Source organism: Zhongshania aliphaticivorans (assembly GCF_902705875.1).
GTDB lineage: Bacteria > Pseudomonadota > Gammaproteobacteria > Pseudomonadales > Spongiibacteraceae > Spongiibacter > Spongiibacter aliphaticivorans_A.
In genome coordinates this window covers 1,271,898-1,296,365 of record NZ_CACSIK010000001.1, presented here as the reverse complement: position 1 = coordinate 1,296,365, position 24,468 = coordinate 1,271,898, and the positions used below count along the sequence as shown (strand labels likewise).

14 protein-coding genes and 1 tRNA gene are annotated in these 24,468 nt (G+C 46.8%); 6 read left to right on the top strand and 9 right to left on the bottom strand.

Annotated features, from left to right (window positions below; genetic code table 11):
* Window positions 1–4: 4 nt before the first annotated feature.
* The 4 genes from AELLOGFF_RS05865 to AELLOGFF_RS05850 form a co-directional block, all read right to left on the bottom strand.
* Window positions 5–1,321 (bottom strand): O-antigen ligase domain-containing protein, encoded by a 1,317-nt coding sequence (locus AELLOGFF_RS05865; RefSeq protein ID WP_200842613.1) that lies wholly within the window; start codon window positions 1,319–1,321, stop codon window positions 5–7.
* The gene (locus tag AELLOGFF_RS05860; RefSeq protein ID WP_159267794.1) at window positions 1,261–2,667 is read right to left on the bottom strand and encodes a GumC family protein; all 1,407 of its coding nucleotides are present in this window, start codon (window positions 2,665–2,667) and stop codon (window positions 1,261–1,263) included. Before AELLOGFF_RS05860 ends, AELLOGFF_RS05865 begins: the two co-directional genes overlap by 61 nt.
* A gap of 18 nt (window positions 2,668–2,685) precedes the next feature.
* Window positions 2,686–3,981 carry a polysaccharide biosynthesis/export family protein gene (locus AELLOGFF_RS05855; RefSeq protein ID WP_159267793.1) on the bottom strand — a complete coding sequence of 432 codons (1,296 nt, stop codon included), beginning with the start codon at window positions 3,979–3,981 and terminating at the stop codon, window positions 2,686–2,688.
* 334 nt (window positions 3,982–4,315) lie between these two features.
* Window positions 4,316–5,548 (bottom strand): WecB/TagA/CpsF family glycosyltransferase, encoded by a 1,233-nt coding sequence (locus AELLOGFF_RS05850; protein WP_159267792.1) that lies wholly within the window; start codon window positions 5,546–5,548, stop codon window positions 4,316–4,318.
* A 217-nt stretch (window positions 5,549–5,765) separates the two neighbouring features.
* Here AELLOGFF_RS05850 and AELLOGFF_RS05845 point away from each other — a divergent pair, with 217 nt between their 5' ends.
* Window positions 5,766–8,300 (top strand): ATP-binding protein, encoded by a 2,535-nt coding sequence (locus AELLOGFF_RS05845; protein WP_159267791.1) that lies wholly within the window; start codon window positions 5,766–5,768, stop codon window positions 8,298–8,300.
* Between the two features lie 15 nt (window positions 8,301–8,315).
* Here the strand turns inward: AELLOGFF_RS05845 and AELLOGFF_RS05840 are convergent, their stop codons facing one another.
* Window positions 8,316–10,997 carry an ATP-binding protein gene (locus tag AELLOGFF_RS05840; protein ID WP_159267790.1) on the bottom strand — a complete coding sequence of 894 codons (2,682 nt, stop codon included), beginning with the start codon at window positions 10,995–10,997 and terminating at the stop codon, window positions 8,316–8,318.
* A gap of 306 nt (window positions 10,998–11,303) precedes the next feature.
* On the opposite strand from AELLOGFF_RS05840, the gene AELLOGFF_RS05835 reads away from it, so the two are divergent.
* The 5 genes from AELLOGFF_RS05835 (at window position 11,304) to AELLOGFF_RS05805 (ending at window position 18,039) form a co-directional block, all read left to right on the top strand.
* Window positions 11,304–12,071 carry a response regulator gene (locus tag AELLOGFF_RS05835; RefSeq protein WP_159267789.1) on the top strand — a complete coding sequence of 256 codons (768 nt, stop codon included), beginning with the start codon at window positions 11,304–11,306 and terminating at the stop codon, window positions 12,069–12,071.
* Window positions 12,072–12,090: 19 nt separating this feature from the next.
* The gene (locus AELLOGFF_RS05830) at window positions 12,091–13,518 is read left to right on the top strand and encodes a sigma-54-dependent transcriptional regulator (protein WP_200842612.1); all 1,428 of its coding nucleotides are present in this window, start codon (window positions 12,091–12,093) and stop codon (window positions 13,516–13,518) included.
* A 1,082-nt stretch (window positions 13,519–14,600) separates the two neighbouring features.
* Window positions 14,601–15,745, top strand: a protein-coding gene (locus AELLOGFF_RS05820) for an IS3 family transposase (RefSeq protein ID WP_235035727.1) whose coding sequence is annotated in 2 segments (ribosomal slippage) — window positions 14,601–14,841 and window positions 14,841–15,745 — 1,146 coding nt in all. Because the reading frame shifts where the segments join, the coding sequence is not laid out codon by codon here.
* 49 nt (window positions 15,746–15,794) lie between these two features.
* Window positions 15,795–16,939, top strand: a protein-coding gene (locus AELLOGFF_RS05810) for an IS3 family transposase (protein ID WP_235035727.1) whose coding sequence is annotated in 2 segments (ribosomal slippage) — window positions 15,795–16,035 and window positions 16,035–16,939 — 1,146 coding nt in all. Because the reading frame shifts where the segments join, the coding sequence is not laid out codon by codon here.
* Window positions 16,940–17,379: 440 nt separating this feature from the next.
* Window positions 17,380–18,039 (top strand): Crp/Fnr family transcriptional regulator, encoded by a 660-nt coding sequence (locus AELLOGFF_RS05805; protein WP_159267786.1) that lies wholly within the window; start codon window positions 17,380–17,382, stop codon window positions 18,037–18,039.
* A 9-nt stretch (window positions 18,040–18,048) separates the two neighbouring features.
* Here AELLOGFF_RS05805 and AELLOGFF_RS05800 read toward each other — a convergent pair whose 3' ends face one another.
* The 4 genes from AELLOGFF_RS05800 to AELLOGFF_RS05785 form a co-directional block, all read right to left on the bottom strand.
* Window positions 18,049–20,028 carry a PQQ-binding-like beta-propeller repeat protein gene (locus tag AELLOGFF_RS05800; protein WP_159267785.1) on the bottom strand — a complete coding sequence of 660 codons (1,980 nt, stop codon included), beginning with the start codon at window positions 20,026–20,028 and terminating at the stop codon, window positions 18,049–18,051.
* Window positions 20,029–20,115: 87 nt separating this feature from the next.
* Complete coding sequence (locus tag AELLOGFF_RS05795) at window positions 20,116–22,467, bottom strand: TonB-dependent receptor (protein ID WP_159267784.1); 2,352 nt, start codon at window positions 22,465–22,467, stop codon at window positions 20,116–20,118.
* A 60-nt stretch (window positions 22,468–22,527) separates the two neighbouring features.
* Complete coding sequence (locus tag AELLOGFF_RS05790; RefSeq protein WP_159267783.1) at window positions 22,528–23,892, bottom strand: hypothetical protein; 1,365 nt, start codon at window positions 23,890–23,892, stop codon at window positions 22,528–22,530.
* 499 nt (window positions 23,893–24,391) lie between these two features.
* Window positions 24,392–24,468 (bottom strand) — tRNA-Pro (locus AELLOGFF_RS05785).

Sequence of the window (24,468 nt, the reverse complement as noted above, 5' to 3'; positions counted from 1 at the left end):
ATCCTTATACGCGGTTAATACCACTCGTTCGTTGCTGCTTAAGTATTATCGCCTTAGAGAGGGTGTCATTACGAAACGCAATACCAATCATCACTAGCGCCGGCCAAAAAAGGTAGGCCAGTATTTCTAAGTTCTCACCAAAACTAAACATAATTAAAATCAATACACTAGACAGTGCAGCTTGGGCCGTACGGCAATGCTGGGCTTGCGCCACTAATAACACCAGTGTCACCAACATGGGTATCAACAGCGCCAAAAAACCCACCATACCTTTAACAAATAAAAGACCATACCAACTGTGATGTGAACCTATAGGCATATACTCAACGAGATGAGGGCCACGTTCTACCACACCATGCCCCCACACCGGCGCCTCATCGCGCCAGCGTTGAATAGCAATGCGAGCTAATGCGGCTCTTACTCGACTTGAGCCAGCTCTCGCAGCCTTGAACTCGGCAACTGACGACTCCGCAAAATCCATAAGCTGTGTTGCAATCACCGCCATTGCAGATACACCAACACCGCCACTAATCCACAACGCAGGAGAATTTAATCGGGAAATAAAAAATACCGCGGGAGATACAAAAAGCATAGCCACTAAACCTGCGCGAGACTGACACATAAGCACCATGGCGATACTGCCCAGAATACCAATCCATCGCCAGCGTATATTTTTTTCTTTTAAGGCAAAAACAAAATAAAAGTTAGCAAGTAAACCCGCCGCGGGAGCCCACGGTGTAAAAAAGCGCCAGCGCGGTCCCAAAGACTCAGGATTAATTCCGTATAGCTGAAATTCAAAAAATTCCGGACCCGGCCCACCAATCACTTTAAGAGGTGAAATATATATCGTGCCGGGTATTGGAGTGTACGCGGCCACCACAAACAAGGGGATGAGTAATAAGGTATGTAAACAAATGACACAACAGGCTCGGTACACTAACTCAGGCCGTATGGGTAACGTAGCGCCAATCATTATAAATAATGCCAATAGCGCCCAGCCCTTAGCCCAACCAATGCTGGACTTGATCATGGCTGGAATACCCAGATAAAAATCCATATGCCCAATTAACAGGGCAATCTCCATGACAAGCATGCCCGCTAGCCACAACATAACGATCGGATGTGGCTCTACCTGAATACTTTTTGCCCGCAGTGGTTTAGGCAACCAAAAATTGTAGGCCCAGTACATAATTAACAGCCAGGCGAGCACCGGCGCAACAAGATAAACGGCACCCAGCATGTAAAATGGATAGGTTAGAATTAAAGCGTACCAAATCCACTTTTCGATAATATTTTCTGGATTAACTGTTTGCGTTTCCATAATAGGAATAGTCCGAACAGGGCCATACCACTTCCTAGCACACCACCTACAATTGCTAAAATTTTGTTTGGTGATGCAGGCCGCTGTGGCAAAGAAGGAGCCGCCAGTACTTGAACCAAGGGATAGGAGGCAAATATATCGGTCTTACTTGTGTCTATTTGAGTCACCGCGGAGGTATACACTGCTTCAGCAATTTGATAATTACGTTCTAACTCTTCAAGCTTAGCAGCCTCTTCAGCAAACAGCTTAAGATTGTTTTTATGATCCGCAATGGCAATATCTAACTGTTTTAATTTTCCAATTAAGCCTTCAATTTGGGCAAATGATACAAGTAAATCTTGAAACAATGAGCCCTGCTCGCTTGAGTCATTCATATTAATGAGTTTGATGGTGCTCATATCTTTATGGCCCACCAATTCAAAACTACGCTTTTGCAGTGCTGATAAAGTCCCATTTTGCCGAGCTTGTTCTTGCACAACCTGAGGATGGGCGTCGCCCCATTTTGAACGATACACCGCAAGCGTCGCGGTAGCATTTTGATAGTTTTCCAAGTTCTCACGAAACTGTTGATCGGCATTAAGTATAAACGCGCTAGCAGCAAGCTGTGGAGTAATCCCCAAATTACGAGACAGCTGATCTACGTAACCGCTGACTCTATCGCGTTCCGCAATACTACTCACCCTATCTTCTTTTATACGTTCAAGGCGTAAACTTAACTCTTCATATTGTCGGGCAGAGACATATTGCGAACGTTGTTTATGGTCGATTAATTCTAATTGCGCCTCTTCTAAACGCGTTTTATACACGGACAAAGCCTGTGATACGGCCTCCTCTCGACTCGCTAACTCGTCCATGCGGAGCATGGCAATTCGATCATTAAATGACTCAATCAACGCTGCAGCTTGTTGCTGTGCAAATTCCGGACTGTAGGCTTTCGTAGATACTTGAATGATGGCGGTTTCATCAACCAATTTTATGACGGGTTTCTTAAAATCTGCGTATTCAATATCCAAAGACTTTGAGGCAGCACCGATAACCGTTGCACTCAGTAGCATTTCCTTATAATTAACTCGAGGATTAATCCCCTTGGTACCAAAGGGCGAGGTACTACTGCTACTAGCCTCACCAATGCTCTCTAAATTCACTTTACTTGACCCAGATTTACCGGGCAAAACAAAGGCAAAATTACTGACATACTCAGGGGCAGAGCTTATATAAAGTCCGACCAAACCCCAGATAAGCACTAATGAGATAACGCCGACAATGAGATAACGCGTCCAGCGAGGCTTATCAGCAGCCTCTTTATAAAGCTGTATTTCGCGTTGAGGGTCGACGCCTTGTGTCATAAATTACTACTCCAGCAATTATCGTAGAATCGAAAAGGGTGATGCTACATCTACTATTGCTCTGGCTATATCACGTATATTAACAATGTCTGAGTCGTAACAGCTTACCGTATCGTTAGGAAGCAAATAAGGATTATTTCCAGGTGCGTCAGGGTTTCGCAATAACTCTTCAATATTTCGCTCAATAACTTCATTTTTACCCGTTAGAGGATTAACACCAACCAGCACTGCATAACGCGACGCATTGGTCATTCGTGTGCCACCGCTGCAGTTACCTGAAACCACAGCCTGAAGCAATCTAGACCCATAAGGCATACTACTAGCATACTTCCCTACAGCCGCTGCCGCGTTGTTCTGGGCGCTGTCTGTTAAGTTAGATATGAAGACTCGAATACCTTTGGGTGTTAGCTGGGTTGGACGAATCAGCTCCGCCTGCATACAACCTGCAGAGGGAACAATTATTTGATCACCTGCAATTAAGGGTACATCTGCCGCACTGTGGCCAGAAAACACCCCAGCAAGATTCACCTCTTGCTGCCAACCATCTCGAATTAAAATCACTTTATCAACGCGTGCATCAGGACGCACCCCACTTGCAGAGCGCAATGCTTCGCTTAAAAAGCGCTTAGTAGGATAATCACCACTGATATTGTTCTTATTTTCATCAACCTGTTGAGGCAAAAGATCATTGATCAAAACTCGACCTGGCTCATAAACCGCGCCAGACACGGATACCATAACGGGCGCCCACTGTAATGGACGAACACTGACTCGAAGCGTGTGCGCAAGGAAAATTTGTTTTGTAATCAGCATCATGCTCAAACGTGATTCAACTTCCTCGGTATCCAGACCAACAACATGTAAGGGTGACAAATATGGCAGTTCAATGTTGCCGTCATGGTTAACAAGGTATTCACCGCTAAACTCTTCGCCATCGTGAATGCGAATATCAATTTTATCACCGGGCGACAGGGGAAGTAGTCGACTACTAGTGGCATGCTGACTGCGCGGGGTACCGGGATTGCGAAAAGCTTGTGGTAAAGGCTCATTTACCGAGTAGTTGCTATGATTGCCTTCAAAATGGGTGGTATTGTCGGTACAGCTTTGTGCCTGTAAGCGCCCAGGGCCTTGTTCAGCCATAGTATCCATAGACATTTCACCTCGCGTAGAGGCCATTTGAAATTGGGTATGACGCTCTTCTGGGGTGCTTGCACAGGCAGTAACAAGGCTCAACAATAACCCTGTAGCCACTGCCGAAAACACCTGTTTAACAGGAAGACGCTGGTGATTTTTTTGGCTATTTGCATTCATCATTCTGATATTCCTAACAGGTTATCACTCACTAGACAGAAACTGCATTTCTCGTTTCCCTATTAATTGCAGTCGTCGTGCCAAGCCAGAAAAACCATTTAAAACCCTTACAAAACAATGAGTTAATAAAAAAATACAGCAAAACAAAGTTTGCATTTTGCGAAAAACACCACGCATTTGCATTTTGCAAATCATATTGCGTATTGGTTTGCGTAATAGCGAAAAGAGTAAGAAATGCAAAGCGGGAGTTTTTAAGACAAGACTGAACAGCAATTAGATTTTCAGTTGACTTGCAGTGCTGGTAATCCTGATACCAGCGCTGCTTTCATGGTGTTAATTAAGCCGCATTGCGCAAGCGTAATAAGAATAATGGATTACCAATAATGTAACGCTTCCACATCCGCCCTGGCTCCTGCATCAAACGCCATGTCCACTCCATACCTAACTCACGCAGCCAAATAGGTGCCCGCGATACTTTCTCTGCATAAAAATCAAACAAGCCACCCACAGCCATTACCACAGGCACCGTTAATTTATGACGATTTTTTGCCACCCAGTCTTCCTGAAGCGGCTGCCCCATACCGACAAGTAGAATATCTGCCCCACTGTTATTAATTTGCATGATCAAGTCGTCGCAATCATCCTTATCAAAGAAGCCATTGCGGGTGCCGGCGCTTTTAAGGTTTTGCTGACCACGCTGCATGGCAGCCATGGCTGACGCCGCTATACCTTCTTCACCGCCGAGCATGAAAATCTTTTGTCCTCGCTTGGCAAGCTGCGCGCATAGTAGTGGCAGCATGTCTGTACCGTTTATATTGCCTTTGCGACGAATTCCGGTTCTGCGGCAGGCAACTTCAATACCGCTACCATCAGGAAACACATAGTCCACGTCGTTCAGGGTGCTTCTAAACAACTGATCGTTATAAGCTAGGTTTAACGTGTGTGCGTTTGCGAAGAAAATTGTTTTTTGCGCATTAGCTTTAATATCTTGATCTATATGCTGTAAAGCCCCATCCATGCTGACGTTATCTATATTCACACCAAAGATTTCAAAACGATCGGCGTCACGAAGCTCAGTCTTAGAGCTATATAACATCCCAGCCAATAACGACTTAATAACAATAGCTAGGTCAGATTTTACACTCGATTTTTCGCAGTATTCTTGGTTGCACGCCGCTTCATCGATAAAATCTAAACCAGAGATACGACGTAACTCAAAGAGTGAGAACATACCAGGCAGCGATTCACCCACTGCAGGCGACGACGATGTATCGATAGCGGTTATACGGTGCCCCACTAGAGAAAAGTCACCACGAATAACATTAAGCAGTAATAGTACTCGGCTTAACGTTGCTCGATTTGGCAAGAAAATTCCACGTACCGGCGCATTTGATGCACTGCGCAGTGTATGAATATCAAACATTGCGCGACGTCGTAAAAGCTGGACAAGAATATGCGCTAAAATGAGTGGGCATAGAGCCACAAGGACGATTGCGGCAATAAGGCGTTCACCCATACTATTGGTGCTACGGCCTAAAGGTGATTCTTTCAAATTTGCTAAAGTAGTCATGGCGGCTCTCCGTGTTGTCTACTGACATGTATCGCAACCGGTGTGCCACACCACAAAAATGAATATAAGCAACTGATTTATATGGCTTATTTGAAATTTTTAGAAGATTTCACAAAGATAAATTTACGGAAAAATTGCGGGATGATTCGCAAAATGCGAAGCGAGCTGCGATACATCAACAAATCAGCCAATAATTATTGGCCGGAGCAACACAGCATTGACTGACGTAAAGCAGAAGAAACCAATAACTCAATCACAAAGCGCTTGGGAGTACGCATTCACACGCTCTGGAGCTGCAATTATTACGCTGACCCTGTTCGCCAGCCTGATTTGGGCGGGTTGGTTTCTTGAAGCCCAACAAACTAGCCGCCTACGGATAGAACAGGAAAATGAACTGCTTCGTGACCTTTCAATATTAAGGGCAAACTTAGAATCCGCGCTGAATGCCAAGCTCTACCTAGTACAGGGGATAAGCGCGATGGTTCACGCCAACCCCAAGTTTAGCGACGCAACATTCCAAAAATTTGCGCGGGAATTAGGTGATGGGGTGCATTCATTAAAAAGCTTACAACTTGCCAGTAAGGGCGTGGTTAGCCACGTATGGCCATATCCTGAAAACAAGCAAGCCATTGGTCACGATCTACTAGCAGACCCTGGCCGACGCGAAGCAGCAGAAAAAGCCATCATATCGCGCGATATTTGGCTGGCTGGTCCACTTAATTTACTACAGGGTGGCGAGGCCTTAATTGGTAGACTACCCATATTCCTTAATGAAAATGACCAAGACTACTTTTGGGGCTTTGCGTCCATCCTCATCGACTTCCCCTTACTACTCGAAGAAATTGGCTTATCTGAATTTGCAAACAAAAACCAAGTGGCAATACGCGGCCGAAATGGCAAAGGGGCTGACGGTGATGTATTTCTCGGCGATGCTTCTATTTTTAACAACGGCGCCTTACTTAGTACCATCCAATTACCCGCTGGACAGTGGCAAATAGCCTCACTGCCCAAGAACAACTGGAGTAAAGAAAGCCCAAACCTCTCCCGCAATCGCCAGCTAATCTTCTTTATATCTATGCTCATCTCACTTATTGCCTATTCTCTATTGCGTATTCCTAGCGTATTGAGGCGCGCGGTGAGTCGTGCCACTGAAGCTCTCAGCAAGAGCGAAAGACGGTTCCGAGATGCGATTGAAGCCCTCCCTGACGGCTTTGCCATCTTTGAGGCGGATCAACGCCTAGCGGTAACAAATAAACAATTAGAAAATCATTTTCACGCTATCGATCCCAATATTGGTATTGGCAACCGCTATGAAGACCTTTGGAATACAGAGGTTCGCAATGGGCAATATCGTTTCAAAAGCCCTGAAGAAGCCGAGACCTTCCTGACCCAACAGCTCGCCCAACATGCACGACGAGAGCAAAATGATAGTCAGCAATTAGAAAAGAGCGATGGAAGTTGGCTGCAAATCTCTGAAAGCTTAATGCGCGATGGTGGGCTTGTAGCCTACTACCGGGATATCACGGAGCTAGTCAAAAAAGAACAGCAGTTGATCGAAGAGAAAATCCGCGCAGAGACTGCCAACCGCGCTAAAAGTGATTTCCTTGCAACCATTAGTCATGAATTACGTACGCCACTAAATGCAGTACTCGGTTTACTAGGGCTATTAAAAGAAGACAACAACTTAAATACGGAACAGCAAGAATTTATCAGCACCGCTCACTCTTCCGCGACCCATCTTTTAAGCTTGCTAAACGAACTTCTTGATATTAGTAAAATGGAAGCGGATAAATTAGAGCTAGAAGAAGAGAACTTCAGTTTGTTAGACATTCTCTCAAATGCCGTGACATTGTTGTCGGCTAATGCAAAACAAAAATCCTTACTACTCGAATATACTGTGGACCCGCAGCTCAACCTGCCACTCATTGGTGACCAAGGCCGAATTCGTCAAATTATCCTTAACTTACTCGGTAATGCCATTAAGTTCACCGACACAGGTAGCGTAAAATTGAATGCCCGTTGTTTGCAACGCCATTCGCAGTCGATAAGCCTAGAAATTAGCATATCCGACACCGGCATTGGTTTTAACCCCGCACTCTCTAAGCAACTATTTGAGCCCTTTTCGCAAGCTGACAGCAGCGCCGTAAGGCGTTTTTCAGGCACCGGCCTTGGACTGGCCATTTGCAAACGTCTTGTTGAAAAAATGCAGGGGGAAATATGGGCTGATAGCACACCGGGGGAAGGCTCAGTATTTACCGTTCACCTAACCTTACCCCTTGCCGAAACGCCAATCGAGGTAATTAGCAATACCAGCGACACCGACGTATTTGCTACGCCTCGGGAACTTGGCTGGGGAGTAAAACGGATATTACTTGCCGAGGACAATGCGACAAACCAGCTGGTCATACAAGCAATGCTAAAAGATAGCGGCTACCAGATCGATATTGCCAACAACGGATTAGAGGCCATTCAAGCTGTGACAGAACAACCTGTTGATCTCATTTTAATGGATGTACAAATGCCCCAAATGGATGGTCTCACTGCCACAAAAGTTTTGCGTGGAAACCAAAAATTCAACAATATTCCCATCATTGGTCTCAGTGCAAATGCAATGTCGGGCTACAAAGAAGATATGCTCTCAGCCGGCATGAATGCCTACCTCACCAAACCGGTCAATAAACAAGCCCTCATCAACACCATGCATCGCTGCCTTTCTGACAAGGAGCCGGTCAATGGTGGACCCAGCGATTAGCCCTGCCCGCTATAGTTACCCCAATGATGTAATAAAATCATTTAGGGCTTTTAATCCAGAGCTAATCACGCTGTCTGCTTCATTGAGTAAGGCATCAAGCTCAGCGTCATCTTTTAAACCGGCCGCTATTTCAAGCTTCTCACAAAACTGCTGCACGACCGTCACGCCACAATAACCACAACTGCCCTTACTGGCGTGAGCTAACTCTCGCAGTTGAACGTAATTTATATTTTCCGAATCAAGCCCCTCAATTTCATCACGCAATTTATTAAGCTCATCAACAACCATTTGCATAATCATTTTAACGGCGTCTTCAGAGGTATCATTGAGTAGTTGATTGACGATAGAGATATTCAAGCCTGTCACGGGAGCCTCGCTATTTGCGCTAGCAGTAGAACTTGCTTCAGCATCGCCTTCGGCTCCCAGCCAACGCGCCATACACCTTAGTAATTCATCACGATTCACAGGTTTTGCCAGAAAATCATTCATACCCGCTTCTTTGCACCGCTCCCTATCACTGTCAAATGCATTTGCGGTCATGGCTATAATAGGAATATTGGCAGAAGCTAAATCAGATTCACGAATAATCTGTGTTGCCTGCAAGCCATCAAGTATCGGCATACGTAAATCCATTAGGACCAGTCCGTATTTGCCATTTTTCACCGCAAATACAGCTTCTTCACCATTACTCACAATATCCAATTCATAACCTGCCCGATTGAGCATTGTCTTGGCAACCAATTGATTAGCGCTATTATCTTCAGCCAATAAAATTTTATAATTTTCACCATCGCGCTTAACATGAGGAGCCGACATCATCGTATTTTCCCGCTGACTTGAATTATTTAAATGGTTCACAAAAATACTTGGACGAAACGGTCGATTTAATAGCTGTTGATAACCCGCTTGCCCAATGTGAAGTAAATCTGTAGTTGATAAATGTCTGCCGTAAAGTAGTGTTTGTTCATTGGTCAGACCATACTGTAATAGCACATTCAAACTGTCTTCCAATGATGCTAGGTTTGCGATATCAACAAATAAAAAAGCATCACGACTCAGGTCTGCACTCATGCCTGCACTTAGCTCGTCAAGCGAGCTCAGTATCAACGTAGACAAGCCCAAACAACGAGCCTGCTGCTTAATCGTTGCCTGTAAAGACTGGTTGTCAGTACAGACTATTAGCGTACGCCACGACTCTCGGCCGGCCTTCAAAGCAGGTTCATTTTGTGTATTTACATCAACCGGAATAATTGCTCTAAACAAACATCCCTGACCAACATCGCTTTCAACTGTAATATGCCCATTAAGTTGCTCAGCCAATTCACGGCAAATGGCCAAGCCCAAACCTGTTCCGCCATATTCAGTACTATCACTGCTATCGACTTGGGAAAATTCTTTAAACAACTTACTTTGTGATGCTTTCGGAATACCAATACCGGTATCTCGAACCTCAAAGAGAAGGTCTATATGCTGACTAGACGGGTCATTATCTCTGCAACACACCCACAGGCTTACCCCGCCTTTTTCAGTAAACTTTACGGCGTTGTCCAATAGATTAGTAAGAATACGTCGAATAAAACCCTGATCGCTTGCTATTGTCGCTGGGATAGTTGAATCAAAGCTCATGGAAATATCTAAATCTTTGCTCGTGGTACGAATCGTAATTACTTCAAGTAACTGCTCACACAATTCGAGCAAATTAAATTCTTCTATATTTACATTTAACTGGCCGGCCTCAATTTTAGAAAAGTCGAGTATATCTTCAATAATTCCCAACAAACCCTGACCTGCGCTTAGTGAGGTTTGCATTAAGGTCCGCTGCTCATCATTCTGCGCACTGTCTAGTAATAAATCCAAACAGCCAATAACAGCATTTAACGGTGAGCGTATTTCATGGCTCATATGAGCAAGAAAGCTAGATTTTGCTAAATTACTTGCCTCAGCAATTTTACGCGCCGACTCCAAAGCCTTCTCTTTGGCCTTGCGTTCGCTAATATCCCGAATAGTGGCAGTAAAAAACACCTCACCTTCATACGGGTCTGTAGACACTACCGTTAATTCACAGGGGAATTCACTGCCATCCCGACGCACCGCGTTTACTTCAATACGGGTATTTATCACTGGGCCAATATTGGTCTTATGGAAATGGCTCATCCCGTCGTGATGAGCCTGCCGGAGACTAGGAGGTATCACAATCTCGGCAACGTTTTGTCCAATTGCTTCCTCTCGTGAATAGCCAAATAACTTTTCGGCTGATTTACCAAACTCACGAATAATACTCTCACCATCTATGGTAATAATCGCGTCTAGGCTAGACTCATAAAGGGAGTGCGATATAAATTCAAATCTCTTTTCGCGCCGGTAAAGATGACTCAAACCCAACTCATCGGGGAATATATTTAATGTATACCGCGGTAATTCGGCTGAACCCGAACGCACATTAACAATTAGCTCATTGCTACCTAAACAAGCAGGAACACTAAGCATACCCTCCTCTGTCAGCAGGTTTTCACCCACGATAGTTAAAAGTAGATCCGGAAATACTGATGCAATATTTCCTCCCTCTGACAAAGCTGATAACTCAGATTGAATAGGACTATGGGCAACGCTGGACGACACAATCACACCCGCCCCATCGATTTCCACACAGGCATACAACTGTAAGCCGCTTGTAGCTTGTACTTTATCGCCCTGCATAACGCTCCGCCTGTGCCAAAAGAGTTCCCACCTAAGTAGTCTAAGTATTTGGCACCCTTAGCGCCGCGACAATTTTCATCCCGCTGTTACACCGTGGCTAATGCAAAATGATTTGCAATATGCAATACATCTTATATGCTCTACCTAAAAGCAGTGGATAATCAGCAGCTATTACTATACGGGTATTGATCATCCATACGGCAATTCTTCATAAAAAACGCAATATACAGACACTTTTTGTATTTTTTTAAGGCCAAGTAATCGCCAATTACAAGCGTAATATGCAGTTTCTTACAGGATGAGTAAATGGCAAACGCCAAGCTCCACAAATTGAACATTCTCATCGCTGACGATAGTCTTCCCAGCCTAATGGCGGTAAAGGCCATGCTAGAAAAAATAGGCCATAGTTGCACAATCGTCACTGATGGTATGCAAGCACTTAAAGAAGCTCAGCAACAGCCTTATGATCTTTTACTGCTAGATGAACAAATGCCCGAATTATTGGGATCATCGGTCTGCAAACAATTACGTAATCAGTCAGGGCTTAATCAACAGAGTCGTATTATCTCCCTTAGCGGAGAAACTCGTCCTGAAGCTAATATCGTCATGGCTGACGCTGGGTTTGACCACTTTCTAAAAAAACCTGTCACTAAAAAAGCGCTTGAAGCATATTTAGCCGATGCACTACCAAGTGAAACTATACCCCAAACTAACACGCCGCAAACCAACTTACTTAATCTCGCTGATCTTGAAAATTTGAAAAAAGACCTTGGTGTGGCGACTGCAATAAAACTATTACAACTTTTTGATCAAGAATTACAAGTGATGATAAACCGCTTGGAAAACGCCTTAAGCAACAAAGTATCCAGTGAAATATTGGCAGTCGCTCATATATTAAAAAATTCAGCGGTTTTGTACGGCGCAAACCTTCTAGCAACTGAGGCACGCAGTCTCAACGACCAAGACGGCAACAACGTCGACACGATCTTACTCGAAGGCCGTTTATTGCAGCTCCGCTGCACTCAGACCCAAACCGCTGTATGCAAGTACTTAGAGACACTAACATCAGATTAAAGGGATATAGGGACATACCATGACAATGGCATCAGAAAAGCTGGTTTATGTTGTCGAAGACAGTATATCTAGCGGCGCACTCTATAGTAGCTATCTAGAGCAAGCTGGCTACCAGACCCGTCATTTCACCGATGGCCACTCAGCCCTACTCGGCATTAAAGAGCAAATGCCCGATGTGTTATTACAAGACGTTTGTTTGCCGGACATAAGCGGCTTAGAAGTCATGCGGTTTGCCAAAGAACGTGGCGATGTTCCTGTCATTATCATCACAGCCAATAGCTCAATTGATATTGCCGTTGATGCGATGCGTCTTGGCGGTTTTGACTTCATAGAAAAACCTTTTTCAAAAGACCGCTTAATGACATCCGTGGCCAGTGCCTGTGAACAGATTCAAGCAGAACAAACAGGTAGACTCAAAAAAAATCGGAGCGGCTCAACAACGAATAAAATGAAATCCGTTCGCGATCATTTTGTTGGCGATTCCTCTACGATGAATGCCGTTTACAATTTGCTCGAAAGCGCCGCCCGCAGTAAAGCAAGCGTCTTTGTCACAGGAGAAAGTGGCACCGGTAAAGAAGTCTGCGCTCAATCACTCCACAGTGCCAGCGCAAGAGCTTCTGGCCCCTTTATTGCCATTAACTGCGCGGCCATACCCACCGAGCTCTTTGAATCAGAAATTTTCGGGCACGAAAAAGGCGCGTTTAGTGGCGCCGTTTCCCAGCGAATTGGAGCTGCAGAACAGGCTGATGGCGGCACACTATTTCTCGACGAAATATGCGAAATGGACCTGAGCCTTCAAGCAAAATTACTGCGTTTTTTACAAACAGGCTCATATCAGCGTGTTGGCGGGCAAAAGACGCTTCACTCTGATATTCGTATTGTGTGCGCAACAAATCGCGATCCCGCACAAGATGTTGCAGAAGGCCTCTTCAGAGAAGACCTATATTACCGTTTGAATGTTATCCGTGTGCAACTCCCACCATTACGGGCGCGCGGCAATGATGTAATCACGCTGGCCAATCATTTTTTACGTGAAAAAAATGACAGCAATGATAAACATTTCTTAGGTTTCACCAATGATGCCGAAGCTCAAATTAAAGCATATCCCTGGCCGGGCAATATTCGAGAGCTACAAAATGTTATCGAAAATATTGTTGTTATCCATGACGGAGATTATATTGAAGGTAGCATGCTTGAGAGCCTCAACAACGTGGCTCAACAACTCAATAACAGCCCAGGCACGCCCCCAGCTCCACCACTAGCGCAAACGATGCCCACCAGCATCAACGGAGTCCAAAACATTAAACCGCTATGGCAAGTCGAAAAGGAAGCGATTGAATCAGCAATCAGTCAATGCGGAGACAATATTCCGCTAGCAGCAGCCTGTCTCGGCGTAAGCGCATCAACAATCTATCGAAAAATTAAGGGCTGGGAAAATAGCCATTGAGGCTGAGTGTCTATGATCAATCAAACACGTATGTCTATCGGAGCAGTAAAACGGCCCCGTACCAAAAGAGATGATGGCAAACGTATTTTTTACACAGCAAGCTTGATCTAATCACTCGAGGCTGAACCAGCTATGTTTAACAAACTAAGCGGTCATGCGATCTCTACGAAGCAGCGTATAGAAGCCAAGTTAGTAACCCAAGTTCACAAAAAAACGTAAACGATGAAGCAAGCATGGTACTAATTATTGCGTTCAACGCTTTTGCCTCATTTTATATCGCTATACCTTTAGACTACGCTACCTAACTATCGATTGTTCACAGCGTGACTAGCCTTACGTACCGATAAGCAATGGGGCAAGCAGCATAAAAAACTATTTCCTTTCTCTTCGCCTACTCCGGTACCAATGAACGATACTATGCCCTAGGCAGCGCATAAATAAAGATAAGAGTATTGAGTCAAAATCGAACTCATCAAATTTCATTTTCAAAATCTCCGCAAAAGACAATACATATTTGTGTCTACATATTGAAACGCGGAAAACAATCGAAAGAAATATTGGATTTTACCTAAAGCACTGATCCATACCGGTAAGCGAAGCGATATAAGTATGAAACCAAAATCTGCAAGCCAATGATAAAAGAAACATTCGAGGTCTTGGTAAGTACCGTTAACGTGCGCTAGTGAGTAGGAAAATAGGTTATTCCCAGCTGCATATTCCACCGAAAACTTTGTAGAAGTGATTTAGATATTAATGACGTGCAAAACTGACATTGGATTAAAATATTGTCGGAACAGCAGGCCTCCTAGACAGCAAAGTACTCGTGCCAGAATTGTGCTTTAGTAATCGGCTGTGGATGAGTTCATCAAATCCTCGGGGGCAAAACCCGGAATGTAACAAAATGAACGACACCGTTTTAGACGAATTCTATTAATCGCTTACCCAACAACAACCCGCATAATCACTTTTAAAGATAAATGAGAGATATTCATGAGTCGTTATAACACAATGGCAATTCATCTGGACTTCCCCGAGTTAAATAGACAGCTCCGCGCTATTCTATGAGCACAGGAGAAAGCCCGATGAGTAGTCAACGTTATACCCCAGAATTTAAAGACGAAGCCGTTAAACAGGTAGTAGAGCGAGGTTATTCGGTCGCTGAAGTATCAGAACGTTTAGGCATATCAGCCCACAGCCTGTACAAGTGGATTAATGCTGTTAAACCCGATAAATCTGAAGCACAGGCTAAGGAGCTTCTTGAAGCTAAGAGCGAAGTTCTCAAATTACGCGCTCAACTCCGACGCGCCGAAGAAGAGCGAGACATCTTAAAAAAGGCGGCAAGGTACTTTGCCAGAAACCCCGAGTAAAGTACCACTTTATCAATGAGCATCGAACGCAATATAGCGTTCTTGTCATGTGTCGATTACTAGATGTCGCACGCGCTGGCTTTTACCAGTGGCTGCATAAGCCATTATCAGATCGGGCGATTGAAGACCTGCGATTGCTGGAGCTGATACGTGCCTCTTACGCTGCTAGTTCCGGCGTCTATGGCTCTCCTCGTATCTTTCTCGACCTTCGGGAGATAGGTGAGGAATGCGGTAAACACCGAGTCGCTAAAATCATGCGCAACCATAAAATAAAGGCCATTCGCGGGTATAAGGCACCGCGTAATATTGCTGGCCGCCCATCTATTATTGCACCGAATCATCTCAATAGAGAATTTACTGTTGCGCAGCCCGATCAAGTTTGGGTGACCGACATCACATATTTACGCACATGGCAGGGGTGGCTCTATCTCGCGGTCGTCGTCGATTTGTTTTCTAGAAAAGTGGTCGGCTGGTCGATGAAACCGAGTTTGGAAAAAGGCATTGTACTTGATGCCTTACTCATGGCCGTCTGGCGACGGCGCCCCAAAATCCGTGTGCTGGTGCATTCAGATCAGGGATCACAATATAGCAGCGACGCCTGGCAGCGCTTCTGCAAAGCCCATAACTTACAACCCAGTATGAGTCGTCGGGGAAACTGCTGGGACAATGCCGTCGCCGAGTCATTCTTCAGCAGCTTAAAAAAGGAGCGTATAAAGAAAAGAATCTATAAAACCCGCGATATGGCCCGCGCCGACGTATTCGATTATATTGAGATGTTCTACAATCAAAAACGTCGCCACAGCCATCTTAATGGCGTCAGTCCGGAGGCATTTGAAGCAGCCTCAAAAATGCAGCGCTGAGTATCTATGTTAGACAGGGAAGTCCACTATGAGCACAGGAGAAAGCCCGATGAGTAGTCAACGTTATACCCCAGAATTTAAAGACGAAGCCGTTAAACAGGTAGTAGAGCGAGGTTATTCGGTCGCTGAAGTATCAGAACGTTTAGGCATATCAGCCCACAGCCTGTACAAGTGGATTAATGCTGTTAAACCCGATAAATCTGAAGCACAGGCTAAGGAGCTTCTTGAAGCTAAGAGCGAAGTTCTCAAATTACGCGCTCAACTCCGACGCGCCGAAGAAGAGCGAGACATCTTAAAAAAGGCGGCAAGGTACTTTGCCAGAAACCCCGAGTAAAGTACCACTTTATCAATGAGCATCGAACGCAATATAGCGTTCTTGTCATGTGTCGATTACTAGATGTCGCACGCGCTGGCTTTTACCAGTGGCTGCATAAGCCATTATCAGATCGGGCGATTGAAGACCTGCGATTGCTGGAGCTGATACGTGCCTCTTACGCTGCTAGTTCCGGCGTCTATGGCTCTCCTCGTATCTTTCTCGACCTTCGGGAGATAGGTGAGGAATGCGGTAAACACCGAGTCGCTAAAATCATGCGCAACCATAAAATAAAGGCCATTCGCGGGTATAAGGCACCGCGTAATATTGCTGGCCGCCCATCTATTATTGCACCGAATCATCTCAATAGAGAATTTACTGTTGCGCAGCCCGATCAAGTTTGGGTGACCGACATCACATATTTACGCACATGGCAGGGGTGGCTCTATCTCGCGGTCGTCGTCGATTTGTTTTCTAGAAAAGTGGTCGGCTGGTCGATGAAACCGAGTTTGGAAAAAGGCATTGTACTTGATGCCTTACTCATGGCCGTCTGGCGACGGCGCCCCAAAATCCGTGTGCTGGTGCATTCAGATCAGGGATCACAATATAGCAGCGACGCCTGGCAGCGCTTCTGCAAAGCCCATAACTTACAACCCAGTATGAGTCGTCGGGGAAACTGCTGGGACAATGCCGTCGCCGAGTCATTCTTCAGCAGCTTAAAAAAGGAGCGTATAAAGAAAAGAATCTATAAAACCCGCGATATGGCCCGCGCCGACGTATTCGATTATATTGAGATGTTCTACAATCAAAAACGTCGCCACAGCCATCTTAATGGCGTCAGTCCGGAGGCATTTGAAGCAGCCTCAAAAATGCAGCGCTGAGTATCTATGTTAGACAGGGAAGTCCATTCAGGTGGTATAGATAGGCCTCAACATACTGGACTCTAAAGTCTTTCGGATACTGTTGATTTTTGAAATACATTTCGTAATTCAGTGGCTGAGCGTCTTCTCTAAATTTGAAAAACACCTTGGGCTATTCTACCTAACATAGACAGATCTGCATTGAAGCCTTAATAGCCAAGCAAGGTCTCACTTCACGCTAATCTTCATACGGGGTATAATGACCATTAATACAAATAATAATACTATTGTCATTGCAAATTTTCTTAGATTTCTTAGTGCATTTATCTGCTCGCTACAGGGGAAAGAAACATTGGAACTGATCGAGCTAGATGACCGTTGTTCACTCAAAGGACGACAGAAATGAAAACCGCTACGAGTCCAACAACGCCACTCTTTAATCGCTATTGCGTCACAGCCTAATGGAAGAAAATGCCCCTAAGTTAACGGCGATTTTGGGCCCTGAAGTCCGAGAGTCACTGCTCTCCAGCGAACAACGTAAGCACTTCAATTGTGGGCAAACCATTTACTATCAAGGTGACGAAGCCAAAACCATGATCGTGGTGTACTCAGGAAGCGTGCGAGTGGCTCGTATGACGGCAGACGGTCGTCAAGTGATCACTGGCGTATTCGGCCCCGGCCACTGCGTAGGTCTGGTTGGCTTGATGAGCGGCAAACGGGAACAGGATGTCATTGCCAACGGTGACACTACTGTAGGGTTTATTTCCCGAAGTACCTTCGACAAGATTCTGCAATCAAAACCTGAGTTTGCAGTGCAACTGCTGCCAGTGGTACTCAGCCGCTTTCAAGCAGCGCTGAATTTTATTGATGACCTGAAAAATCAATCAACAACCGTGCTTACCGCCATTATCATCGAGCAGTTCCTTGAATCATCAGAGCAACCCAATGTGCTTGCATGGAAGCAGGAAGACATTGCGCTTGCCGCAGGTAGCTCTAGAGTGTCTGTAGGCAAGGCCCTGAAAGAATTGGAACGCCGAGATCTTATCGAGCTCGGCTATGGTCAAATTATGGTGCCAGATGTGAAGCGTTTGACGGATTGGATCAAAGAACAGCGCGGTTAGCTTGCGCCGCTATGCTTTTCCGCGAGATTCGAGATCAGTACAAACATCCTCCAGATTCTCGGTGCTTTTCTTCAACGTGAAATTCAGAATGGAACGTGGGGCAAAGCTGCGTAAAAACTGCCAAGTCCCATGCCAGAATTCAGCGCGACCTAGTCGCTTCTCTGTGACCTTCCAGTCCTCAGCACTGAGATCTTTATCGGCGACAGCGATCGGTCCCGCAGTGAGTGCCTGCTGGATCAACACGTCATTCACCTGATCCACGTCCTGTGCAGCACCCTCAGGCTGATCGAACTGTATCGTCATAGCGCGCCGGTCTCTGTCCGCGCCAGCGCAGGCCGCATCTCGTAACAGAAGATCATGACGAGCTACACGGAACTTCGTATAGCCCCCACGTAACGGTTCGCCGACACCAACAATAGCCCGAGCGATAGCCCTTCGAATGGGCGAATTACTGCTACCAATAGAACCGTCGGCAAACACGGTATTGGCACCTACGCTCTCTTCGTCGCCCTCAGCAAACCAACGTAGCTCCCCCGTCTCTCTGTCTAGCAAGCCCATACCCGCAACCGCCGCGACAGTGATTTTCGTCCCTGGCAGCTTTGGACCAGCTCCCGCTTGAATCACCACACCATTGGCAACCGGAGAATTGTTTAACATCGCCATGTTGAACCAGCCCTTTGGCAGGTTCTCATACATATCAAGCTTCGTGACCCAGGCGATTTCGCCATGATCACCGCGGTCAATAATTTTTGCAGCCTGGTCGCCTGCGCCAATGAATATCTCATTGTTATCAACAGAAATACCCGGTGAAGCCACTGCAGGAGCACCCAAGCCCACAGTCCAAAGGGTTTCACAATTACTGGTGTCCACCGCAAGTGCTTCACCAAAGCCGTCAGACAAATAAATGCGCGTTCCATCTGCGTTCATACTGGCGGTTGTACCGGTACCCCCCGGAAAATCAGCTCGGCAGGCTATCTCTAATTCTAGCGACCCATCTCGGCGATGAACGTCCACGCCGTATAGCCCGCCATATTCGGATACGCCGTCCACCTTTCCGTCTACCTCGTCAGGCGATGTTCCTGCAAACCATATACGCCCCGTGCGTGGGTCAATAGAAAAGAAATTTGCAACTTGAATACTTGAACCAATGAGGATATCGATGAATTCACCGATGCTGAAATTTGGATCTAATGCAGCCCCTGGAATCAAAGGCTTCAACTCTTGATAAACCTTTTCAAGCACCGAAGGGGGTAAGGGAAGACTGGACTTTGGCGACGGCGAACCGGGAAGCTGAAATGGCTCATCCAAGAGGAGTTCGCCCGACACTCGGTCTACCATCCACACCAAACCGTCGCTTGTAACACTGATAAGAGCATCGAGTTGCCGGTGATAGTTTGGCCCCCAGTTGCGTAAATCACCCTCAATGCGCTTAATTTTGGATGCCGTGCGCCACAGTACCTCGCCTTCGGTGGTAAAGGCTACCGCTTCACCGCGTGTAGCACCGTATACGATTTCCCGCTCTGCGTTGTTAGGATCATTCATAATAAGCGGCACAGCACCCGCTCGGCCACCATCCTTGCTTGAGATCAAAAACCGCTGAGAGCCGTCCTTACCGTCCCAAGCTACAAAGGATGCTGCATCGCCTTCGCCAGGTAACAAGGGCGCGCCATACACATTGCCTTTACTGTCAACCGTCACGCCGGTGGTAACCATACGACCACCACTATAATCAGCAACATAGTCCATTTCGAACACCGGGCCGACCGCAATGGTGTACTCATCGGAGTTCCAGCTTTCTGAATGGCGGCTTCGGGTAAAACGGTGATCACCTTCCGCCGTATGGGTTGCCCGCACTCCCCGAAGTCCCTCCGGTTTCCACTGAGTACGCTCAGGTAGAGAGAATTCACGGAGATTCTGAGCTGTCGCAGATTGTAATGCCGCAAGGCCAATCGTTAGTGTTAAAGCAAGTTGGGTAAATGTTAACTTCATGATCAATGGTTTCCTTCCAGTCGAATGCGGTTCGCAACTCGATGGTTTTACTTTGTTAAAAGAGCCCAAATAGGGCCCTATTCGTTCTTAAAAGTAGGCCGCGACACTAACACCTACAGTACGTGGAGCGCCTGGATTACATCGCACCATTGTGCCCCCAGTTGCAGAATCGGTTACACCCAAAGCCGCACCAGAAGGCTGGTAGTAGCGCAGAGCGCAGTAATCTTCATCGGTTAAGTTATCGCCAAAGAGAGCAAGCTCGTATTTTGCTTGGGGAGAGATAAAGGTAAGTCGGCTAGATGTAAGTACATAACCGTCCTCTATCATCTGCGGGTTGTTGTCTATAGCGCCACCCAAAAACTGTTCGCCGATGTAACTTACACTCAAGTTGCCACGCCAGCGCCAGTTACCAAGGTCGCCTTCCAGATTGGCGCGCACATTCCCAGTGTACTCAGGAGCAAAGTGGTTTTCACCGCCGGTAAGATCCTGCACTGTACGATCCTCTCCAACAGGGCCACAGCCCGCAATATCAGGGCTGTTATCATCACAGCCAGGCAGTGCTGGGGCACCCACAAAGTCGGTAAATTCTGAATCCAAATACGCGAAACCGCCGGCAATGGTCAACATCTGCGATGCAGCCCAGCTCCATTCAGCCTCCAAGCCCTGATGACGAAGTTCACCAGCATTTCTGGTATTGAATGCACTGCCATCAAAACTACGTGCCTGAAAATCTGAAATTTCCATACGGTAGAGGGTCACCGAGGCATCAAACCGGCCAGCAAAGAAACGTCCTTTAAAGCCTAGCTCCATATTCGTCGCTTCTTCCGAGTCGAAGGTACGAGTCGACGCATCGCGAGCCACCACTCCGCCACCCGAGTCAAAACCGCCCGACTTGTAGCCAGTGGAGTAAGACGCAAAATAGAGCCGGTCATCCTTGGGCGTGAAGTTCAAACCAATACGGTAAGTTGGCGTATCGTCAGAGAAATCAAGGTCGGTATCTTCCAAACCTCGTAGCGCCAACGCGGCAAAGCCATTTTCAGCTTGCTGATAAAATCGCCCGCTGCGGTCATCCGATGTATAACGTCCGCCCACCTGTAGGGTCAGCGTATTACTCAGGTCGTAATCAGCTTGAAAATAACCCGCAAGACTCTCTGATGTCTGTGTGAAAACAAGATCCGTGGCGTCCTCCAAGGGGCCAGCCGAACACTGGGCTTGCAAAGCTGGCGGCGCAAAAGAATCGCAAAACAAGGTTGTCAAAGACAGTTGCTCACTAATCGTTGCGTCTTCTTCATAATAATACAAACCCGCGACATAGCTCAGGCGACCGTCAGAGAGACCTTCAGGCGAAATCAGGCGTAACTCCTGAGACCAACTTTCGCTTTGTAAACCTGAGGTGCGCCCCACAAGAGAGAAAGGCAGAAAAAATATATCCTCATCGTCCTGTAGGTTTTCATAATCACGGTAACCGCTGATCAAGCTCAGGGTAAAACCGTTATCGAGATCCCACGAAAGATCACTACTTATCCCCCATTGCTTGTCTTCAAGATCACCGCCCACCACATGATTTACACGAAAATCCGTGGGGTCACTCAGCTCGGGTAAATTTTGAGGGCCACCTACAACTTGCGTGAGGTTGGCAAGTCCGGCAGCGGAGAGAGAACTGCCAACCACTTCATTTGCGTTTTGGCCGTCTCCCGTTATGTTGGCGGCATCGACTCGCACATCCCAACTCACGTTATTATCAAAGTTGAAGGCGCCGCTGCCGCGCACGGTCCACGACTCCTCATCACCAAAGTTACTCCCGTCTGAAATCACCGTTCCATAACCGTCTCGAGACTGCGTTTGGGCAGCTAAACGGAAAGCTGCCTTATCGCTGACCACGACGTTTCCAATCACCTCGGCCAGTTTGGAATTGTAATTGCCTGCTTCCAGGCGACCCTGAAACTCATTATCCATGGTAGGCCGTACGGAATTTAAAATAATACCGCCAGCCGTCGTGTTTCGACCAAACAACGTCCCCTGCGGGCCACGCACAACTTCAACGCTCGCAATATCCAGGAAACTGGAATAAATCGCTGAGGGGCGCGCAATGTAGATACCATCTAAAAATACAGCAATGCTCTGATCAACTGCCGTGTTTCCCGCCGTGCCAATACCGCGCATAACAAAGCGCGTATTCGACACGGTTGAGCCGCGCGCGGCATAGAAGTTTGGCACCAATCGCTGTAGCTCCAAAGCACTGTCTACGCCGTTTTGCTGAAGGTCGTCAGCCGTAGCCAATACAATGGACAGCGGCACGTCCTGAATACTTTGCTCACGTTTTTGCGCCGTAACAAGGACTTCTTCCAGTGTGGGCGCAGTTTGAGACTGCGCAAATGTAGCGGTAGCAAAAGATGCTATCAGTGCCGTTATGGCCTTGATGCGATGTTTATCTATCATGGTGGAGCTCCTCGTTAGTATTCTTAGTTTATAAGCGGAGACTGGTTTTACTTATCGTAGTTACTTCCCCATACAAGGGAAAAAGGCTTCAACTTGGTTAGTCTGCAAATAGCGTGTGCGCGGCATATAGTCACCCATCACCTTTTCTATTTGATCCTGTGTTTCAATGCGGTCAATCGAATGGGCAAAGTTCTCGGCCGGCAGCATATGCCGTATCTGCACAATACTCACGTCGTCATCAAACATGCCATCACCGTCGGCCGCCATCGGTAGCCAGCCAATACCACACCCCAAATTGGCATTGCGAGGGCGATCTTCTGGCCGACTCACAACAACCGTGAAGTAACCGAGGGGATCACGGGGAAGCTCTTCGTCGTACAGACAGTCATTCACACGGGTATTTACAAAACTCTGATTAGAACAGATCGACCAATACCTGAGGTCTCCGTCCCCCATCGACTTATCGCCAGAAGCGGTATGCGGTGTTGTCGGCGCTTTAGCGCGCACTAAAAAAACCGGACCATGGCGGCGATTAACAATCGTGCGGATGTAAAAGTTGTCAGGATTAGGAAAGAACCCCCCCGTTGAACGGCGAGCGTCTTCATTGATTTCACCAGTATAAATGCCGAGAAGGCTTTTCCGGTCAAGCTGAATATGCCAAGAAGCAGGGTTCTTAGCAGGCCAAGTATCGGGCTTGTCCGGTTGATTTATCAGCGAACGATAAACCTCTGTTTTGATACCCATCGCGTCGGATGTCAGCAGTGCTAACTGGCTCGTGCGAAGCGCCTTACAGGCAGCCTCATTATCAAGCACACGCCCATCTTTCAGATGGAGGCGAGGCTGAGGTAACGCCACACCACCTGTGGGCGCCGTCCCCGTATCGGGAAGGTAAATTCTATAGAGAATAGATTGCTGCTTGCCTTTACCGTAGGGCGGTGTGAACAGGCGATTGTTGTCGCCGGTACTCTGCCTTGAACCAATTCCCCTTTCGGTTTCTCTCGCTTGCCCTACAATTTCTACGCGATAGCCACCATTAGCGGCAAAACGAGTCGAGCCAGACTCAAAGGGGTTCAAACCAGACTCAGGGTGAATAAGAAAGTCCGGAAGAGAATCCATCGGGCGGCCTCGCTCGTTGTACGATGCAAAGGACATATAGCGACTGGCGGGATAGTCACCGACCAACTCCAATCTGGCGCCTGGCGGCGTAGTAAATCCCGCCCCCCAGTAATACACATTGGCATCTGGATAGGCAACGTTAATGTAGGGATCAGCACCGAAGGGCCCCCTCTGCCAGAAGCAATTCCGGGGACCGGGAATGGAAAGTTCTGCATTGGACTCTAGAGAAGCCCCGTATGCTTGAGCACCCAGTTGAGTACTAACTAAAAACAGAACGATGAAGATTGTGTGAAGTTGTATTTTTAACATGGCTGATTATCATTTTATGGCTCACGAATAACAGCATGTTGTCATGGTCTACATTCAAACTCTGCCAAGTTTTTAGCATTCGTAGACTGAATACCATCCCTTCGAATTAACAGACTCGCCTCACCGCTTCACGCCCAAGCTCCTCCGTTCAGAAAGTTGGTTTCCGAACCAACCCACCGCAGCGAACATCTACAAAGCTATATTGAATAGGAACAGACAGTCGCCCAATATAATCCCCAGAGTCGCAGCGCCGTGAGCAAAATCGTCGCGCAGACAGCTCACAGTGACCAACAAAACACTGCTACTGAGTATAAGTAATGGCATCAGAAGGCTGCCACAACGAAATGGAATGATGTCTCGTAGAGCGTATGGTTTCAGAAACGTTGCGAATTACAGATTGAGAGTGTTGGCCCGTTGTGGATGGGGCGGAATAATCAACCGTTAAGGTTGTAGAGCCCTAGGACTTTGGAACGTTGCTGGACTACAACGAATTTGATAATGGTCGGAACGGCAGGATTCGAACCTGCGACCCCCACACCCCCAGTGTGGTGCGCTACCAGACTGCGCTACGCCCCG

Bases quoted from the DNA above. Each gene is read 5' to 3' on its own strand.
- AELLOGFF_RS05840 (WP_159267790.1), bottom strand. From the start codon at position 10,997: ATGCAGGGCGATAAAGTACAAGCTACAAGCGGCTTACAGTTGTATGCC.
- AELLOGFF_RS05790 (WP_159267783.1), bottom strand. From the start codon at position 23,892: ATGTTAAAAATACAACTTCACACAATCTTCATCGTTCTGTTTTTAGTT.
- AELLOGFF_RS05830 (WP_200842612.1), top strand. From the start codon at position 12,091: ATGACAATGGCATCAGAAAAGCTGGTTTATGTTGTCGAAGACAGTATA.
- AELLOGFF_RS05795 (WP_159267784.1), bottom strand. From the start codon at position 22,467: ATGATAGATAAACATCGCATCAAGGCCATAACGGCACTGATAGCATCT.
- AELLOGFF_RS05865 (WP_200842613.1), bottom strand. From the start codon at position 1,321: ATGGAAACGCAAACAGTTAATCCAGAAAATATTATCGAAAAGTGGATT.
- AELLOGFF_RS05860 (WP_159267794.1), bottom strand. From the start codon at position 2,667: ATGACACAAGGCGTCGACCCTCAACGCGAAATACAGCTTTATAAAGAG.
- AELLOGFF_RS05835 (WP_159267789.1), top strand. From the start codon at position 11,304: ATGGCAAACGCCAAGCTCCACAAATTGAACATTCTCATCGCTGACGAT.
- AELLOGFF_RS05805 (WP_159267786.1), top strand. From the start codon at position 17,380: ATGGAAGAAAATGCCCCTAAGTTAACGGCGATTTTGGGCCCTGAAGTC.
- AELLOGFF_RS05850 (WP_159267792.1), bottom strand. From the start codon at position 5,548: ATGACTACTTTAGCAAATTTGAAAGAATCACCTTTAGGCCGTAGCACC.
- AELLOGFF_RS05800 (WP_159267785.1), bottom strand. From the start codon at position 20,028: ATGAAGTTAACATTTACCCAACTTGCTTTAACACTAACGATTGGCCTT.
- AELLOGFF_RS05855 (WP_159267793.1), bottom strand. From the start codon at position 3,981: ATGATGAATGCAAATAGCCAAAAAAATCACCAGCGTCTTCCTGTTAAA.